Below are 15,826 nucleotides of genomic sequence, written 5' to 3'. Positions count from 1 at the left end.
TGTCCGGTGAACACCCGACACCGGCCTCACGGGCCGTTGAGCTCGGCGAGCGTGATGATCCCGTCGTCGAGGGCCCTGCTGACCAACTCGCTCTTCGTCCGGGCCGCCCGCCCGACGTTGGCGTACTTGACCCGCACCCGCGCGATGTAGGTGTCGACCGTCTTGACCGTGATGTGGAGCTTCGCGGCGACGAGCTCCTTGGACGCCGACGCGAACCAGGCCCGCAGCACCTCCGTCTCGCGCGGCGACAGTTGGGGCCGATGCGAGTCGTCGTCCGCGACGAGTGCACCCGACAGGTAAGGCGCGGTGTAGGGGAGCCCCCGGGCAGCCGCCCTGATGGCCGGAACGAGGTGCTCCGGACCCTCGCGCTTGGTCAGGTACGCGAGCGCTCCCAGATCGATGCATTTGACCACGGTGACGTTGTCGACGTGCTGGGAGTAGACGACGACACGACGCCCGCTGTCCACCAGCCTGCGAAGCTCACCGAAATCCGGGTTACCCGGCACCAACTCCAGATCGAACACCACCACGTCCGCGTCCGCCCCGGGCCCGGCCCACACGTCGGCGAGCCGCGCACCGGCATCCACGATTCCGATCGGTGGCACGGCCTGCTCGCACCAGAGCCGAACGCCCGCGATGATCGCCACATGATCGTCCACGATCACCGCGGTGATGGTTCTTGCCGCTGGCGGTTCGGCTGCCATCGCACCTCGATCCACACCATCTCCTCGTTGCTGAACTCGTTGATCGACACCCCCGCCGTCAGCGGTCGGGGAATGTCGACCGCATTGCAGTCCGCGACGACGTTGACCGACACCAGATCGGTGGCGCCGACAACGGTGACACGAGCCCACGACGACGCGGTGGCGAGGGCCATGAGTGCGGCCTCGGTGAGATCGCGGCGCACTTCCCGTGGCGGCGTCGGCCATTGTCCGCGCGCGTCCAACTCCACGACGACGCCCTTGCGATCCGCGACGTCGGCGCAATGCATGAGCTCGTGCAGCAGAGGATTCGCGACGTCGTCCACCTCGGCGAACAATCGCCGCATCCTCGCGGCCTCGATGGCACAGCGCCGCTGGACATCGGGGTCCTCAGGCTCGAGCGAGCCGACGGCGAGCCCTTCCAGCAAGGGGATCGTCGTGGCGGTGAGCTCGGCGATCCGCTGCCGCCGGCGCTGGTGCGTCTCCGTGGCGGCGGCCGCCTCGGTCTGCACCCGCTCGAGCTCCCGTGCCGACCCCGCCGCCGCGGCGTGGACCCTGCGCACCGCGGCCGCACCCACGGCAACACACAGCGGCACGCCGATCACGTTGACCGACCCCGTGGCGAGGCGCAGCAGCGCGACGCGGCTGACGTCGTGCAACAGGAACAGGTTCACCAGAGCGATCGACTCGTGGAGGAGCAGGAACGCCCCGACGGCTCGCAACGAGCGGTCGTGCAGCACGACGATGCCCGCGAAGTTGGCCGCGCCGAACATCCAGTCCACCGTCGTGGACGTCTGTCCGTCCGGCAGGGTGAGCGCCGAGAGGGCGGATGCCGCGACGATCGCGGCGATGGCGAGCCACTGCCACCGCCCCCACGGACGCCGGCGAAGGAGCAGCACGGCCTCGACGGCGAACACCGCGCCCAACACCGCGTAGCAACCCACCTGGACGAGCGGGAACTCGTAGTCCGCCAGGTGGCGCGCCATGTTGGCGCCGCCGAGCCCGAGCGCGATGACCGCGGAGATGATGAGCGTCGCGATCCGCAGACCGTGCGGGACCTGCGACCGCGCCGGCGACTCACCACCGTCATGCATCGCCGGGAGTCCATTCCAGCCGGACGACGGTGCCTTGCCCGACCGCGGAGGAGACCGTCGCCGTGCCTCCTACGCAACTCATCCGGCCTCGTACGGAATGCCGCAGCCCTCGGCTCGTGGCGGGCGTGTCGTCGACCGGGAACCCATTCCCCTCGTCGAGGACATCGAGCCGCACGCCACCGCCGTCGGAACGAAGACGCACGACCGCGCGGTCCACACCGGCGTGCCGCCGAACGTTGTTGAGCGCCTCCCGCATCGCGCCGGCGATCGCCCGTGCGACGCCGGACGGCAGCGGCAGCCGCTCGGGTCCCTCGAACTCGACGGCGATGTGCACCGCGTCGAGGTCCTCGCGCAGCAGCCCGACGAGGTCCACCCGTGTGGGCGGTCGACGGCCGTCGGTTCGCATCCGTTCGAGGTCTCGACGCGCCTGCGGCGCCAACCAGCCGGCGTCCGCGGGTACCTGGCCGCTCCCCACCATGAGCAGCGTGGTCGCCGCTGTGTCGTGCAACGCGTTGGCGAGCTCCCGCTCGTCGGCACGCACGGAGGCCTCCACGTACGAGGCGCGGCCCGCCCGCTCGGCTTCGGCCGCCAGGGCATCAGCCCGGTTCGCGGCGCGAACGACGAGCAGCCACGCGGCCCGCGAGAGTCCGGCCGCGACCAACGCCCACGCCTGTCCGCGCAGGATGTCCACGTCCGCACCCAGCATGACGCTCGTGGCGAGCATCCCACCGATCGTCACCAACGCTGCGAGGCCACCGAGGACGGGCGGCGCGTACCACTGGTAGGTCACAGCGGCGAACGTGACGAAGAGCCGAAGCAGGGCGCGGCCGGCGTCCCCGTCGACCGGGGACAGGGCTGTCGCGGACACGAAACAACCGACCAGCACGGCGACGACGTCGATGGTGAGCGGTAGGAGCACCTGGTCGGTGCGCGTCAACCACCACGCGTATCCGAGGGCCCACATCACCAGGACCGCGGCGAGGGCCACTCGGGCCTCGGTGAGCCCCGGTGACGCTCCGAGCACGCTGATCGCGCCGATCGGCAGTGCTGTCGCGATGCGGACGGCTCCGGCGTACCGACGCCCGAACCGGGCAAGCTCCCGCGCGGACCCACCGATCTCTTCGGACATCTGCTCCTCCCAGCGCCGGCGCCGGATGGGAGGCCCTGGGCAAGGCGGTCGGCCGGGGTGCGAGCGCTCGACCCGAGCGCCGAGCGGCCATCCCGCGAGGGCGAACGATACGTCGCACCGGTCCGGCGGCGACCGGCGCTCAGTGAACCTGAGCGTTCCGTACGCAGACAGGGGCACGTAACCCGCCGAACGGAGGAGTGCACGACCACTCGACGCCTCACCCATGGCGCACACCGTCGGCGATCCTCAGCTTCGCAACCCCTGCACGCCTCGGGTCCCTACATTGCGCGGTGCCACCGGTTTCGCGGTTCCCGCCCGCGCCGCGGCCGTGGCTGTCATCCTCGAGCAGCAGCCGTGCTGACCGATGCTGACCGAGCCGACCCGAGGAGCTCCCGTGACCGTCGTCCGCGACCGCGTCACGAGCACGCTCGCCCGGCGGGACTCCGGTAGCCCGTGAACCGCCGCCATCCGGTGCTCGCGCAGAGCCGATCGGGACGCGCCGTCGGGGCGGTGGCCGCCGCGATGGCCACCACGGCCGGCGGGCACCTGATCGCCACCGGTCACCCGCCGCCGCCGCCCGGGCTCCTGCTGGCGCTCGTGCTCATGGCGGTGCCCGCCTGGTGGTTGACCGGTGACGAGCGGGGCTGGGAGCGGTTGGCCGGGTTCCAGCTCGCCGCGCAGATCGGCGGGCACGCGCTGTTCGTGCTCACCGCGACCGATCCGACCGCGCACGCTGCCCACCAGCCGACCGGTCCTGATCTGGTGCTGCTCTTCCACGTGTTCGGCGCCGCCGTCGCCGCCGCATGGCTGCGCGCCGGCGAGCGCCGGGCCGTCATGGCCGCCCACCGCGCGGTCGAGGCGCTGCGCCGGCTCGTCTCGTGCCTGCTGAGGAACTGGCGCCCGGTCCGCCGGCTGCGCGCTTCCGCATTCCTGGCTCGCGCGGCCGAATGCCGTGTCGTCGTGACCCGGCTGCGCCATTCGATCGTGCACCGGGGTCCGCCGGCGGTCTGCTGACCTCCATCCCACCGGCCGAGCCGAGCTCGCCGGGTCACGTGCGCCGCCCAGGTGACGCCGTGCGCCCGGCCGGTTCGTGCCGCCCTCAGCGACCGAATCCGGAGCCTCGCTTGACCACGACCTCCCATCCCGCCGTCCCGCAGAGTCCCGCGAACCCGCCGTCCGATCCGCCCGAACGCCGGTCCGGCCTGCGCGGCCTGGTGCTGCGCCTGCACTTCTACGCCGGCCTGCTCGTCGGCCCGTTCCTCCTGGTGGCGACCACCACCGGGGTGCTATACGTGCTCACCCCGCAGCTCGAGTCCTGGATCTACACCGACCAGCTCCGCGTGCCCGCCACCGCCCAGCAGCTCCCGCTGGCCGACCAGGTCCGGGCCGCCGAGGCCGCCGAGCCGGGCGGCGAGCTCGCCGCCGTGCGGCCCGCGCCCGAGCCCGGTGCGACGACCCGGGTCCTGTTCAACGACGACGACCTCGGTGCGTCCGAGCACCGCACCGTGTTCGTCGACCCCGGCACCGGTGAGGTGAAGGGCTCGCTGGTCACCTACGGGACCAGCGGTGTGCTCCCCCTGCGGATGACCCTCGACCAGCTGCACCGCAACCTCCTCCTCGGCGAGCCGGGTCGCCTCTACAGCGAGCTCGCCGCGTCCTGGCTGTGGGTCGTCGCACTCGGCGGGCTCGTACTGTGGATCGGACGGTGGCGGGCCCGCCGCACCGCGAACCGCGCCGCCGTCCGCGACCTGGTCCGCCCGGAAGCGGGCGCGGCGGGCCGGCGGCGCATGCTGACCCGGCACGGCTCCCTCGGCGTCTGGCTCCTGCTCGGGGCCCTCTTCCTCTCCGCGACCGGGCTGACCTGGTCGACCTACGCCGGCGAGAACGTCACCGCCCTGCGCGCCTCCCTCGGCTGGAGCACCCCGGCACTGCAGACCGGCCTCGCCCACGAGCACGCCGGCCACGGTGGTTCCGCTCCGGGCGCCGCACCCGTCGAACCCGCTCGGTTCGATGCGATGCTCGCCACGGCACGGGCCGCCGGCATCGACGCCGGGCAGGTCGAGATCGCCCCGCCTGCGGAGCACGGTGCGGCGTGGACGGTGACGGAGGTCAAGCGGAGCTGGCCCACCGAGGTCGATGCGGTCGCGATCGACGGTGCCACCGGCGCCGTCGTGGACCAGGTGCGCTTCGCGGACTACCCGCTGATGGCCAAGCTCGCCCGCTGGGGCATCGACGCGCACATGGGCGTGCTCTTCGGTCTGCCCAACCAGCTCGTCCTGGTCGCGTTCGGCCTCGGGATGATCACCCTGATCGGGCTCGGCTACCGCATGTGGTGGCACCGCCGCCCGACCGGCGGCCGGGTCGGGCGGCCGGTGCCGCGCGGCCGGTTGCGGCGGGCCGGACTGCCGACCGCGCTCGTCGCGGTGGCGCTCGCCGTGGCGATCGGCTGGTTCGCCCCCCTGTTCGGGATCAGCCTGCTCGCGTTCCTGGTGATCGACGTGGTGCTCGGCCGCAGGCGCCGGGCCGCGTCGGGAAGTCCGGCAACGTGAGGGCGGTGTACCCCGGCCGGCCGGATTCCCGCGGCAGCGTCGTGAGGGCGCGGAGCCGCTCGTTGCGTTGTGCAAGGGCCTCGGCGGTGACCGGGAACAGCGCCGCGCCGCCCGCACCGACCTGCGCCTGGTTCAGCTCGACGAACCCGCGGGTGTCGCGTTCGTAGGCGGCGAACGCGCCGACGAGGTCACGTTGGGCCGCCGGGTCGCGGAAGGCGTCGTAGGGCGGTTCCGGACGCGCGAAGACGAGGAATCCGTGCAGGTCGGCGCTGTCGCGGACCGCGTAGAGCGCCGCACCCCGTCCGGGGGTGCTCCAGAGCACGGCCTCGTGGGAGAGACCGGAGGTGTTGGGCATGGTGAACCCGGCGAAGCAGTACCCCAGGTAGTGGTGGAACTGCTGCTCGGGGGCGAACACGAGCTCCCGGGTCCGCGAGTGCAGGCCGTCGCCGGGTGATCGCGTCGACGGAGTCGTCGAACACGAACTCGACGTCGGCTGCCACCGCCTGGTACAGGATTCCGGCCAGATCCCCCCGGCGCACCTCGACGTCCCGGCCCTCGACCCCGCCGGTCACCGCCTCCGGAGGTACCGATGCCACGGTGCTGCCGTCGACATCGACGAAGGTCATCCGGCGCGATCCGACGTGCAGGCAATTACCTACATCAGTTCGTGGACCGGTTGGTGGACCGAGATCAACTGACCGGGAGTCCCGAAGCGAGGTCGCGCTCAACCTCGGACCGGGCCATCGACCTCCTCCCTGCCCGTGGTGTCCCGCTCGACGCTCCCGACGCCGTGTCGAACTCCACCGCGTAGTGCCGGCAACGATCGCGTGCGCCCGACTCCCGCAGGGCGTGGACGCCGTCGTCACACGCCAGCGTTCGAGTGCCCGCCATGTGGGGAGCACATCGACTTCCTGGCGGGCGTGGGAGCAATCCGGAAGCGGTCGGACTCTCGAATACCTCGTATGTTCATGGTCCGCACCGTCTTCAGCCGGGTCAGGACGCGAGCAACGGTCGTGCTCCGGGACCGGCGGCGTTCGTTCTGATGCATCTCACGCCGCCGCTCGTCGTGGACCCGCGTGATGATCGCGTCTTGCAGGTGTGGATCCGCGACGGCCCGTCGGGATCGGCCAGGGCGCTCCGCGCTCAGATCGTCTTGCTGTCCCGGGACGGGTACGGGGCCACCGCGATCGCAGACCGGCTGGGGTGTTCCCGTCAGACGGTTGTCACCTGGCGGGAACGGTACCGCCTGAACGGTGTGCTCGGGCTGAGCGACGGGCCGCGATCCGGCCGGCCCATCACGGTGGACGCCACCGCCGTCGTGGCCCGAACGCTGTGCCCACCGCCCGCAGGGGCTCAGCGCTGGTCCACCCGACTGCTCGCGAAGGAACTCGGGATCAGCAACGCCGCGGTCGCCAACGTGTGGCGCAGCTGGGGAATCATCCCGTGGCTCGAGGGCGGGCTGCACCTGGTCACCGAACCGGTGCTCGACGCACCCATCACCGACGTCGCCGGGTTGCACGTCGACCCACCGCTGCGGTTGCTCGCCGTCCTCACCGGCGCAGCGCAGCCACGCGGTGGCGACCCGGGCGTGCACCTGGCCGCCCTTGGTGGGCGGTTGTCGGACCTGGAGCGCCTGCCCGCGGCTGGACCGGATCGCGCCGCTCTGACGCGCTTCCTCGCCCGGCTCGAGCAGTACGACGACGGGACGCCTCGGCTGCGGCTGGTGGTGGCGGGCGACCACCAGCCGGTGCGGGACTGGGTCGCCTCCCGACGAGTCGGCATCCACCTCGTCCCGGAGGCCGGATCGTGGGCACGGCTGGCGCAGGTGGCCTGCCTCCTCGCCGCGATGTCACGACCGCGGGCCGGATCAATGGCGGCGCTGGACGACGACCTCGACCACCACACCTGGCAGAGCCCGGTCTCCTGGCTGTTCGACGGCTGAGCGATCTCCCCCGATACGCATGTGGGCGGCGGAACGCGAGTTCCGCCGCCCACCGTTGGACACCGGGGTCAGTCGTTGTCGTCGCTCTTGGTGATCTAGCCGTTGACGCCCTCGGGGAAGAACCCGCCCTCGGTCACCGCGGAGGGGTTCAGGTACACGACGTTGAGGACCTCTCCCGCGCTGCGGGAGAACGCGATCCCGTTCTCGTCGGCCGGCACGATGTTCGCGTCGCCGTCCTTCACGATCCCCTGGTCCAGCCCGGACTCACCATCCAGCGAGTCACGCGCGTCGGAGATCTTCCCGGCCGGGTCCTCCAGCCCCTTCGACAGCAGGACCGTGCGGATCAGCCCGGCGTGGTACGCCTCGACCGCGAGGATGCCGGCGGCGGCCTCGAGGAACGTCTTGTTCGACACCAGCGGGGCTGCGCCCTTGTACGCGGTGACGCCCACGTCCTCGAAGATGAAGGCGCCGAGCAGGAAGCTGTTCTCGTCGGCGAACGGGTCGAACCTCTCGCCCTTCTTGATCACGCCGGCCGCGATGGCCGCCGCCGTGAACGCCTCGTCGAGGTCGATCTCCGGACGGGCGACCTTGGCATCGCCCAACGCGCTGCGCAGGAAGCCGACGTGGGCGCGCTCGTCGTCCGCGATCTCCTCGGCGTACTGCTTGCCCAACTTGGTCTCGAACTTGACCTTGCGCCCGCCGCTGACACCGCCGAGGTCCCCGGACCCGCTGATCTGGTTGTCCTTCAGGCCGCTTCCCGTGACGGCACGCAGGTAGAACTCCGCCTCGAGGTATTCCAGGTTCAGCGCGAAGTTCAGCACCGCGGCATCACTCGGACCGCCCTGGTCGTCGTCATCGTCGCCGGCGAACGCGGTGCCCGTGGTGACTCCGAGTGCACCGATGCTCGCCACCCCGAGCCCGGTCAGTCCTGCGGCACGCAGGAAACGACGCCGGTCGACATTGCTCTCCGCGCTGCGGCCGATCGCGTCCTTCACGAACGACTTGGTGAACCCCTCGAACACTCGCGTCTCCTCGATCTCGGAAGCGCCGAACCCGGGCGGATTGCCGAAGGCGACGCTTGGGGCAGGAATAGTGAAGACCGATTGGACGGCCCGCTACCCGAAGAAACGACCTTCGACACACAAAGATGTTCGTCCGATCGAGCGACACAAGAACTTTATGAACAATGTCCAAGGACTTTCCACACAGCCTGCTGTCGGGCGCGGACCGGAGCAAGCGTGGCGCTTGTCCTCAATTACGCCCGCGGTCCGGCCCGATCTTGGGTTCCGGCTCCTTCAGGAGCGCATCGAGCGCCGTCCGCCGAGGGTCCCGACCGCGCATCTTCCGCAGCTCGACCGCGGGCCGACGCAGCTCGTCGAACTCGGGGCCCAGTTCGTCACGGATCTGGGCGCCAGCACCGGCCGCATAGGACTTGACCTGCCGGATGGTCCTGCCCAGCCACTCCACGGCGCCTGGCAACCGCTCCGGCCCCAGAATGAACAGGCCGGCGACGGCGATGACCAGGACTTCGCCCCACCCGATGCTGTCGAACATTCGGCGAAGAGTACGCGTCGCCTGCCGCCGACCTCCGGAACATCCGTTAAAAATGTCCTTGGACGATTCGCGTCGATCGAACACCACCCGATCGGACGCATACCGTCGAGCCCTTTCCACGGTTGTAACGAGAGCGGCCCGAACGAACGACGGCAACAGCTGATCGAGCCACGACACACCGACGAGAAGCGCAGGCCTCCGCATGGTGCCTGGCCCCGTCGGCGCTCCCCTTCACGGAAGGACCACGCCCATGCCAAGCCTCGGTGGCTGGGAAATCGTCATCCTCCTCGGAGTCCTCGTGCTGGTCTTCGGGGCCAGGAAACTGCCCGACATGGCCCGTTCGGTCGGCCAGTCCGCCCGAGTGTTCAAGGGCGAGATGAAGGACCTGAAGCGGCAGGACGCGCCCGCCTCGAGCACGGGCCAGCCCACCCCGTCCCTGCCCACGGAGCCGGTGGCCGAGCCCGCTGCGCGACCTGCGACCGTCGCCATCGACAAGTAGCGGCGCCGTGGCCCCGACGCGGCGGCTGCGCGGGCGCCGCCCGGCGAACCCCCACGGCTCGATGTCGCTCGTGGACCACCTCTACGAGCTGCGCAACCGGCTCTCGGTGGCGCTGCTGGCGATCGTGGTCACGACCGTGTTCGGCTACATCTGGTTCGGCGCCGACCTGTTCGGCGCGCCGAGCCTCGGCGACCTGCTCAAGCAGCCCTACTGCTCGTTGCCCGGTTCCTCGCGCGCGGTCTTCACCGCCGACGGCTCGTGCACCCTGCTGGGCACCGGGCCGTTCGACCAGTTCGCACTACGGCTGAAGGTCGGAATGACAGCCGGCGTGGTGCTCGCCTGCCCCGTCTGGTTCTACCAGCTGTGGGCGTTCATCACGCCCGCGCTGCATCGTGGTGAGCGGCGCTTCGCCGTCGCATTCGTCTCGATCGCGGTCGTCCTGTTCCTCGTCGGTGCGGCACTCGCGTTCCTCGTGGTCGGCCAGGGACTGGGCTTCCTGCTCACCATCGGCAGCGAGGTCCAGACCACGGCGCTGTCCGGAGACGCGTACTTCTCGTTCGTCATCATGCTGTTGCTGATCTTCGGCGTCAGCTTCGAACTGCCGCTGCTCGTGGTCATGCTGAACCGCGTCGGAATCGTCAGCTACGAGAAGCTCCGCACGTCACGCCGCGGGCTGATCTTCGGGCTCTTCGTGTTCGCCGCCATCGCCACACCGGGCCAGGACCCCATCTCCATGACGGTGCTCGCCGCGGCACTGGTGCTGCTGTTCGAGCTGGCCATCCAGATCGCTCGCATCCACGACCGCCGCGCCGCCCGGCAACGAGCCGCCGAGGGCTGGGACGACTGGGACCCCGACGCCCCCAGCCCCATCGACACAAACCCGAGCCAGCTCGACCACACAGCGAACCGACCGCCCAGGTAGTACCCACGCGGCACGCCGACCGTCGGAGCACCGATCGGTCCACCACTCCAAAATGATCTAGCCCCGACCGTTCCTGCCGGTCAGGGCTAGATGGATCTTGTGCGCCCGAAGGGATTCGAACCCCTAACCTTCTGATCCGTAGTCAGATGCTCTATCCGTTGAGCTACGGGCGCGTGCTGTTCAGTTGTACATCATGCCGCGACCGACCGGGTAGTCGACCGCACCAGCGCGGAGGCTCCGGGATTTGAACCCGGGATGGGGGGTGACCCCAAACCGCATTAGCAGTGCGGCGCCATAGACCAGACTAGGCGAAGCCTCCCGGGGCCTCTCGGCCTCCAGCACGGACCAGAGTACATGGGCCCGTCCAGCGGGTTCACGACCCCCCGTCTGCGAGGGCGAGGAACGGGCCGAGCGCGTCCGGGTTCTGGAGGGCGCCGCGGCTGACGGCTCGGTCCGGCGCGACGCCGGCGAGGATCTTCTTGACCGGGACCTCGCACTTCTTGCCGTTGAGCGTGCGGGGCACGGCCTCGACCACCACGAACCGGTCCGGTACGTGGCGGGGGGACAGCTCCGTGCGCAGGGCGCGGCGCAGCGCCGGTTCCACGTCCTCGAGCGGGGCGCCGTCGGCGAGGACGAGGAAGCAGAGCAGGGCTCCCTCGTCGCGGGCGCCGAGCTCGGTGGTGTCGATCACCAGGGAGTCCAGGACCTGCTCGAAACCCTCGACGACCGCGTAGAAGTCGGCGGTGCCCATCCGCACACCGCCGCGGTTGAGCGTGGAGTCGCTGCGGCCGTAGATGACGAAGGAGCCGCGGGGGGTGCGGCGGACCCAGTCGCCGTGCCGCCAGACGCCGGGGAACTCGTCGAAGTACGCCTCGCGCAGGCGGGTGCCGTCCGGGTCGTTCCAGAACGCCACGGGCATCGAGGGCATCGGCCGGGTGATCACCAGCTCGCCGACCTCGTCGACGAGCTCCTGACCCTTCTCGTCGTAGGAGACGACGGCCGCGCCGAGCGAGGCGCAGCTGATCTCCCCGAGCCAGACGGGCAGGTTCGGCGCGGACCCGACGAACGCGGCGCAGACGTCGGTGCCGCCGGACACCGAGCAGATCTGCACGTGCTCGCCGACCGCGTCGCCGACCCAGCGGAAGCCCTCGACCGACAGCGGGGCGCCCGTGGAACCGAGCGCGCGCAGCCGCCCGAGGTCGAACCGGTCCCGGGGGCGCAGCCCGGCCTTCAGGCTCGCCTGGATGAACGGGGCCGACGTGCCGAAGTAGGTCACGCGGTGCCGCTCGGCGATCCGCCACAGCGCGTCGAGGTCGGGGTGGCCGGGGTTGCCGTCGAACAGGATCACCGTCGATCCGACGAGAAGGCCGCCGATGAGGAAGTTCCACATCATCCAGCCGGTGGTGGTGAACCAGAAGAACCGTTCGCCCGGCCCGAGCTCCATCTGCAGCCCGAGTGCCTTGAGATGCTCCAGGACGATGCCGCCGTGCCCGTGCACGATGCCCTTCGGCAGGCCGGTCGTGCCGGACGAGTAGAGCACCCACAGCGGGTGGTCGAACGGCACCGGCTCGAAGGCGAGCTCGCCGGGAGTGCCGGTGAACTGGGCCCACGGGACGGCGCCGTCGAGCGTGGCCGTCTCGTCCAGGTACGGCACGAGGACGGTGGCGTTGAGCGTCGGCAGCTTCTCCCGCAGCTGCTGCACGGTGTTCCGGACGTCGAACCGCTTGCCGCCGTAGACGTAGCCGTCCACCGCGAGGAGGACCGTCGGTTCGATCTGCGCGAACCGGTCGTGGACGGCGCGGGCGCCGAAGTCCGGCGAGCAGGAGGACCAGACTGCGCCGAGGCTCGCCGCGGCGAGGAACGCGACCAGGGTCTCGACGCTGTTGGGCGCCAGCGCGACGACGCGGTCCCCCCTTCCGACGCCGGCGCGCACGAGCCCGGCGCGCGCCCGCCCGACCAGGTCGCGCAGCTCGCCGCGCGTGACCTCGCGCTCGAGACCGTCCTCCCGGACGAATACGGCAGCGAGGTCGGCGTCGGAGCCGCCCGCGAGGGCCTGCTCGGCGTAGTTCAGCGTGGCGCCGGGGAACCACTCGGCGCCAGGCATCTCGGCGCGGCCGAGCACGGCCGTCGGCGGCTCGTGGAAGCGGACGCCGAGGAACTCGGCCACGGCCGACCAGAATCCGGCCTGGTCCTCCACCGACCAGGCGTGCAACGCGGCGTAGTCCGGTGCGTCGACGCCGCGGTGCTCACGCACCCAGTCCGTGAACTCGGCCAACCGGCCCCGGTGCTCCGGGAGAGGGGTCCACAGAACCTCGGGGGTGTCGGGAGCTTCGGCGCCGGTCATACGGGCAGCATGCAGTCCGGGGTCCCGCCCGCGCCAGGGGCGGCCGCCGGGATGTGGATCAGCGCAGGTGGGAGTCGAACCAGTTGAGGGTGCGCTGCCACGCGTCGGCGGCGATCTCCGGGTCGTCGTCGAAACGGTGGCCGTGGCGGGGGTAGACGACGACGTCCGTGGCCACCTGCGACGACGCGGCCGCGTCCCGCAGCCGGGTGACCTCGGGGTCGGTCTCGCCCTCGCCGGCCTCGCCGTAGATGCCCAGCCAGGGACAGGTGAGGCCGGGCGCGGCGTCGACGAGCGCGGGCAGCCCGGTGGCCGGGGTGGAGGCCACCCGCTCGCCGGCCACGGTGACGGCCGCGCCGAGCGTGCGTTTGGCGGCCACGAGCAGCGCCACCGAGCCGCCGAGGTCGAAGCCGATCACACCCATCAGGTCCGGGCTGATGTCGTGCTCGGCGAGCCACCCGAACGCCGTGTCGGTGTCGGCCATCACCTGCTCGCCCTCGAGCCGGTCGACCTGTAGCTGAACCTCGTCGTCGGCGCCGTCGAGCTCGTCGGCACCGTCACGGTGGTAGAGGTGTGGGGCGACGGCGAGCCAGCCGTCCGCGGCGAGGCCGTGCACGATGCCGCGTACGGAGTCGGTGACACCACGCGCCTCGTGCAGCACCACGATCCCCCCGCGGATCGCGCTGACCGGTTCTGCGACGGTCAGCCGCAGCGCACTGCCGTCGACCAGAGGGACGGTCTCGGTGCGAATTTCGGTCATCGGGCAAGGGTGTCACGGCTGGGTGAAGTCGGCGGCCCCGGGCACGATTACCGTGACCTTCATGACGCAGATCCGCCCCGACCTCGACACCCTGCCGGCCTACGTGCCCGGCAAGACCATCGCGGGTGCGATCAAACTGGCGAGCAACGAGGTGGCCCTGCCGCCCACCCCCAAGGTGCTGGCGGCCATCGCGGAGGCGGCGACCAGCGGCAACCGATACCCGGACCTGGCCGTCACCGGCCTGACGGCGCGGCTGGCGGAGGCCCGCGGCGTCGCGGCCGAACGGATCGCGGTGGGCTGCGGGTCCGTGAGCCTGTGCCAGCAGCTGGTGCAGGCCACCTGCCGGGAACCCGAGGACGAGGTCGTGTTCGCCTGGCGCTCGTTCGAGGCGTACCCGATCGTCACGCAGATCGGCGGGGCCACGATCCGCACGGTGCCGCTCGACGCCGAGTTCCGCCACGACGTCGACGCCATGGCCGCCGCGGTCGGGCCGCGTACCCGGCTCCTGTTCGTCTGCAGCCCGAACAACCCGACGGGCACCGTGGTGACGCGCGCGGAGCTGGAGCGGCTGCTCGCCACCGTCCCCCGGAACGTGCTGGTGGCGCTCGACGAGGCGTACCACGAGTACGTCACCGACCCGGACGCCGTCGACGGGATGGACCTGATCGACGCCCACCCCAACCTCGTGCTGCTCCGCACGTTCTCGAAGGCCTACCGGCTGGCCGCCGTGCGCGTCGGGTACGCGATCGGTTCGCCGGAGGTGGCCACGGCGCTGCGCAAGGTCTGCGCACCGTTCAGCGTGAGCACGCTGGCGCAGGCCGCCGCCGTCGCCGCGCTGGACGACGAGGAGGCGCTGCTCGCCGGCTGTGCCGCCGTGATCGAGGAGCGGGTGCGGGTGCGCGACGCCCTGCTCGCCGCCGGCTTCACGGTGCCGCCCACCCAGTCCAACTTCGTGTGGCTCTCCCTCGGGGAGCGCACGGCGCCGTTCGCGGCGCACTGCCTCGACCACAAGGTCGTCGTGCGCCCGTTCCACCCCGACGGCGTGCGCGTCACGGTGTCGGCCCCGGAGGAGAACGACGCGTTCCTGGCCGCTGCGCGGGCGTTCGAGGCGTGAAGGGGTGTGGCCCGGCCCCGCGGACGGGACCGGGCCGGTGCAGGACCCGGGTCAGCGCGTGGCGCCGCGCCTCCCCCAGATGCCCGCGACGACCGTCACGCCGATCGCGGCGACGATGATCTGCATGATCAGCTCGATCCAGTCGATGCCGCCGGTGTCGGCGACGCCGAACAGGCCGGCGATCCACGTCCCGATGAAGGCCGCCACGATCCCGACCAGGATGGTCAGCCAGATCGGGATGTTCTGCTTCCCCGGTGCCACCAGGCGGCCGACGAAACCGATGATGGCGCCGATGATGATGGCGGTGATGATCCCCGTGATGCTCATACGCGCTCCCGACTCTCGTGCGGGCAGCAGCCCGCGGCCCGTGTACGCACTTGGGTAGCACGGTGTGACGAGGGTCGCACTATGCATCCGCAGATGCCACCCGGTCGGGCCGAGTTCGGTAACGGTTCCGGCGCCGTTCAGGCCTCGAGGACGTAACCCTCACCGCGAACGGTGCGGATCCGGTCCGCTCCGATCTTGCGCCGGAGGTACGAGATGTAGACCTGCACGAGGTTCGGTGAGGCCGGCTCGGACCAGACCTCGCTCGCCAGCCGGTGCGGGGGCACCACCTCGCCCGGGTCGGCGATCAGGGCCATCAGCAGCGCGTACTCGGTGGGCGAGAGCGACACCGGCTGGCCGTCGACGCTGACGTCGCCGAACTCGGTGTCGACCACGAGCTCGCCGTGGCGCAGCACGGTGTTCTCGACGGCAGGGCCCATCCGCAGGCGCAGCCGGATCCGGGCGGCCAACTCGTCGACGGCGAACGGCCGCACCAGGAAGTCGTCGCGGTCGCCGCGCAGCAGCGCGAGCAGCCCGAGCCTGCGCTCGCGCGGCGTGACGGCGATGACCGGCACGTTCGGCGCCTCGTTCTGCACCGCGGCCAGCACGGCGGCCTGGTCGGGGCCCGGGAGCTCGACGTCGAGCACGACGAGGGCCGGGTCGCGGTTGCGAACGGCGTCGAGCACGCCGATGCCGTCGCTCACCGAGCTGACCGACACGCCTTCGGAACGAAGGCTGCGCAGCACGGAGGCGGACGCGGCGGTCGGGGGCAGCGCCAGCAGGACGTGGTTGTCGGTCGGGGGCATCGTGTTCGGGGGCACGGACACACGCGCCGACGCGGCGGTCGGCGTGTACGAGGACGCACCCCCCGGGGGAGCAGCGGGGAGCATCGCCGAA

Annotated in this window: 16 protein-coding genes and 2 tRNA genes; 6 read left to right on the top strand and 12 right to left on the bottom strand. The window is 71.2% G+C overall.

What is annotated here, in order from left to right:
* Nucleotides 1-26: 26 nt before the first annotated feature.
* Genes ACU436_RS19670 through ACU436_RS19660 form a run of 3 tightly spaced genes read right to left on the bottom strand, consistent with a single transcriptional unit; the run spans nt 27 to nt 2,924 of the window.
* Entirely contained in the window at nt 27-665 is a 639-nt protein-coding gene (locus ACU436_RS19670; protein WP_459027292.1) for a response regulator, read from the bottom strand.
* Nucleotides 662-1,795, bottom strand: a complete 1,134-nt coding sequence (locus ACU436_RS19665) for a hypothetical protein (protein WP_459027290.1) — start codon at nt 1,793-1,795, stop codon at nt 662-664. Before ACU436_RS19665 ends, ACU436_RS19670 begins: the two co-directional genes overlap by 4 nt.
* The gene (locus ACU436_RS19660; RefSeq protein ID WP_459027289.1) at nt 1,788-2,924 is read right to left on the bottom strand and encodes a sensor histidine kinase; all 1,137 of its coding nucleotides are present in this window, start codon (nt 2,922-2,924) and stop codon (nt 1,788-1,790) included. The genes ACU436_RS19665 and ACU436_RS19660 overlap by 8 nt, the downstream gene beginning before the upstream one ends.
* A 453-nt stretch (nt 2,925-3,377) precedes the next feature.
* Between ACU436_RS19660 and ACU436_RS19655 the strand changes: the two genes are divergently transcribed.
* Both ACU436_RS19655 and ACU436_RS19650 read left to right on the top strand, forming a co-directional pair.
* Complete coding sequence (locus ACU436_RS19655; protein WP_459027287.1) at nt 3,378-3,938, top strand: hypothetical protein; 561 nt, start codon at nt 3,378-3,380, stop codon at nt 3,936-3,938.
* A gap of 110 nt (nt 3,939-4,048) precedes the next feature.
* Nucleotides 4,049-5,473 (top strand): PepSY-associated TM helix domain-containing protein, encoded by a 1,425-nt coding sequence (locus ACU436_RS19650; protein ID WP_459027285.1) that lies wholly within the window; start codon nt 4,049-4,051, stop codon nt 5,471-5,473.
* On the opposite strand, the gene ACU436_RS19645 is transcribed toward ACU436_RS19650, so the two are convergent.
* The gene (locus ACU436_RS19645) at nt 5,394-5,888 is read right to left on the bottom strand and encodes a hypothetical protein (protein ID WP_459027284.1); all 495 of its coding nucleotides are present in this window, start codon (nt 5,886-5,888) and stop codon (nt 5,394-5,396) included. The two genes, ACU436_RS19650 and ACU436_RS19645, sit on opposite strands and share 80 nt — an antisense overlap.
* A gap of 681 nt (nt 5,889-6,569) precedes the next feature.
* On the opposite strand from ACU436_RS19645, the gene ACU436_RS19640 reads away from it, so the two are divergent.
* A complete protein-coding gene (locus ACU436_RS19640; protein WP_459028149.1) occupies nt 6,570-7,415 on the top strand; it encodes a helix-turn-helix domain-containing protein in 846 nt (281 codons plus the stop codon).
* Nucleotides 7,416-7,510: 95 nt separating this feature from the next.
* Here ACU436_RS19640 and ACU436_RS19635 read toward each other — a convergent pair whose 3' ends face one another.
* Together ACU436_RS19635 and tatB are read right to left on the bottom strand one after the other, a co-directional pair.
* Nucleotides 7,511-8,437: a ferritin-like domain-containing protein gene (locus tag ACU436_RS19635; protein ID WP_459027282.1), complete on the bottom strand. Its 927-nt coding sequence runs from the start codon at nt 8,435-8,437 to the stop codon at nt 7,511-7,513.
* 229 nt (nt 8,438-8,666) lie between these two features.
* Nucleotides 8,667-8,969 (bottom strand): Sec-independent protein translocase protein TatB, encoded by a 303-nt coding sequence (tatB, locus tag ACU436_RS19630; RefSeq protein WP_459027281.1) that lies wholly within the window; start codon nt 8,967-8,969, stop codon nt 8,667-8,669.
* Between the two features lie 250 nt (nt 8,970-9,219).
* On the opposite strand from tatB, the gene tatA reads away from it, so the two are divergent.
* Together tatA and tatC are read left to right on the top strand one after the other, a co-directional pair.
* Nucleotides 9,220-9,468: a Sec-independent protein translocase subunit TatA gene (tatA, locus tag ACU436_RS19625; protein WP_459027279.1), complete on the top strand. Its 249-nt coding sequence runs from the start codon at nt 9,220-9,222 to the stop codon at nt 9,466-9,468.
* 7 nt (nt 9,469-9,475) lie between these two features.
* Nucleotides 9,476-10,390, top strand: coding sequence for a twin-arginine translocase subunit TatC (gene tatC / locus ACU436_RS19620; protein ID WP_459027277.1), 915 nt, complete (start codon nt 9,476-9,478; stop codon nt 10,388-10,390).
* 100 nt (nt 10,391-10,490) lie between these two features.
* Here the strand turns inward: tatC and ACU436_RS19615 are convergent.
* The 4 genes from ACU436_RS19615 to ACU436_RS19600 form a co-directional block, all read right to left on the bottom strand.
* Nucleotides 10,491-10,563, bottom strand: a tRNA-Arg gene (locus tag ACU436_RS19615).
* A 56-nt stretch (nt 10,564-10,619) separates the two neighbouring features.
* Nucleotides 10,620-10,709, bottom strand: a tRNA-Ser gene (locus ACU436_RS19610).
* A gap of 54 nt (nt 10,710-10,763) precedes the next feature.
* Nucleotides 10,764-12,734 carry an acetoacetate--CoA ligase gene (locus ACU436_RS19605; protein WP_459027276.1) on the bottom strand — a complete coding sequence of 657 codons (1,971 nt, stop codon included), beginning with the start codon at nt 12,732-12,734 and terminating at the stop codon, nt 10,764-10,766.
* A 58-nt stretch (nt 12,735-12,792) separates the two neighbouring features.
* Nucleotides 12,793-13,491, bottom strand: coding sequence for a dienelactone hydrolase family protein (locus ACU436_RS19600; RefSeq protein WP_459027274.1), 699 nt, complete (start codon nt 13,489-13,491; stop codon nt 12,793-12,795).
* Between the two features lie 61 nt (nt 13,492-13,552).
* Between ACU436_RS19600 and hisC the strand changes: the two genes are divergently transcribed.
* Nucleotides 13,553-14,605 (top strand): histidinol-phosphate transaminase, encoded by a 1,053-nt coding sequence (hisC, locus tag ACU436_RS19595; protein WP_459027272.1) that lies wholly within the window; start codon nt 13,553-13,555, stop codon nt 14,603-14,605.
* Between the two features lie 51 nt (nt 14,606-14,656).
* Here hisC and ACU436_RS19590 read toward each other — a convergent pair whose 3' ends face one another.
* Together ACU436_RS19590 and ACU436_RS19585 are read right to left on the bottom strand one after the other, a co-directional pair.
* Nucleotides 14,657-14,932: a GlsB/YeaQ/YmgE family stress response membrane protein gene (locus ACU436_RS19590; RefSeq protein WP_459027270.1), complete on the bottom strand. Its 276-nt coding sequence runs from the start codon at nt 14,930-14,932 to the stop codon at nt 14,657-14,659.
* Nucleotides 14,933-15,069: 137 nt separating this feature from the next.
* Entirely contained in the window at nt 15,070-15,750 is a 681-nt protein-coding gene (locus tag ACU436_RS19585) for a response regulator transcription factor (protein ID WP_459027269.1), read from the bottom strand.
* Nucleotides 15,751-15,826: the final 76 nt, after the last annotated feature.

Source organism: Pseudonocardia wallangbongensis (assembly GCF_054486945.1).
Note: the sequence above shows the minus strand (reverse complement) of the source record. Positions and strands in the feature narration are given on the sequence as shown.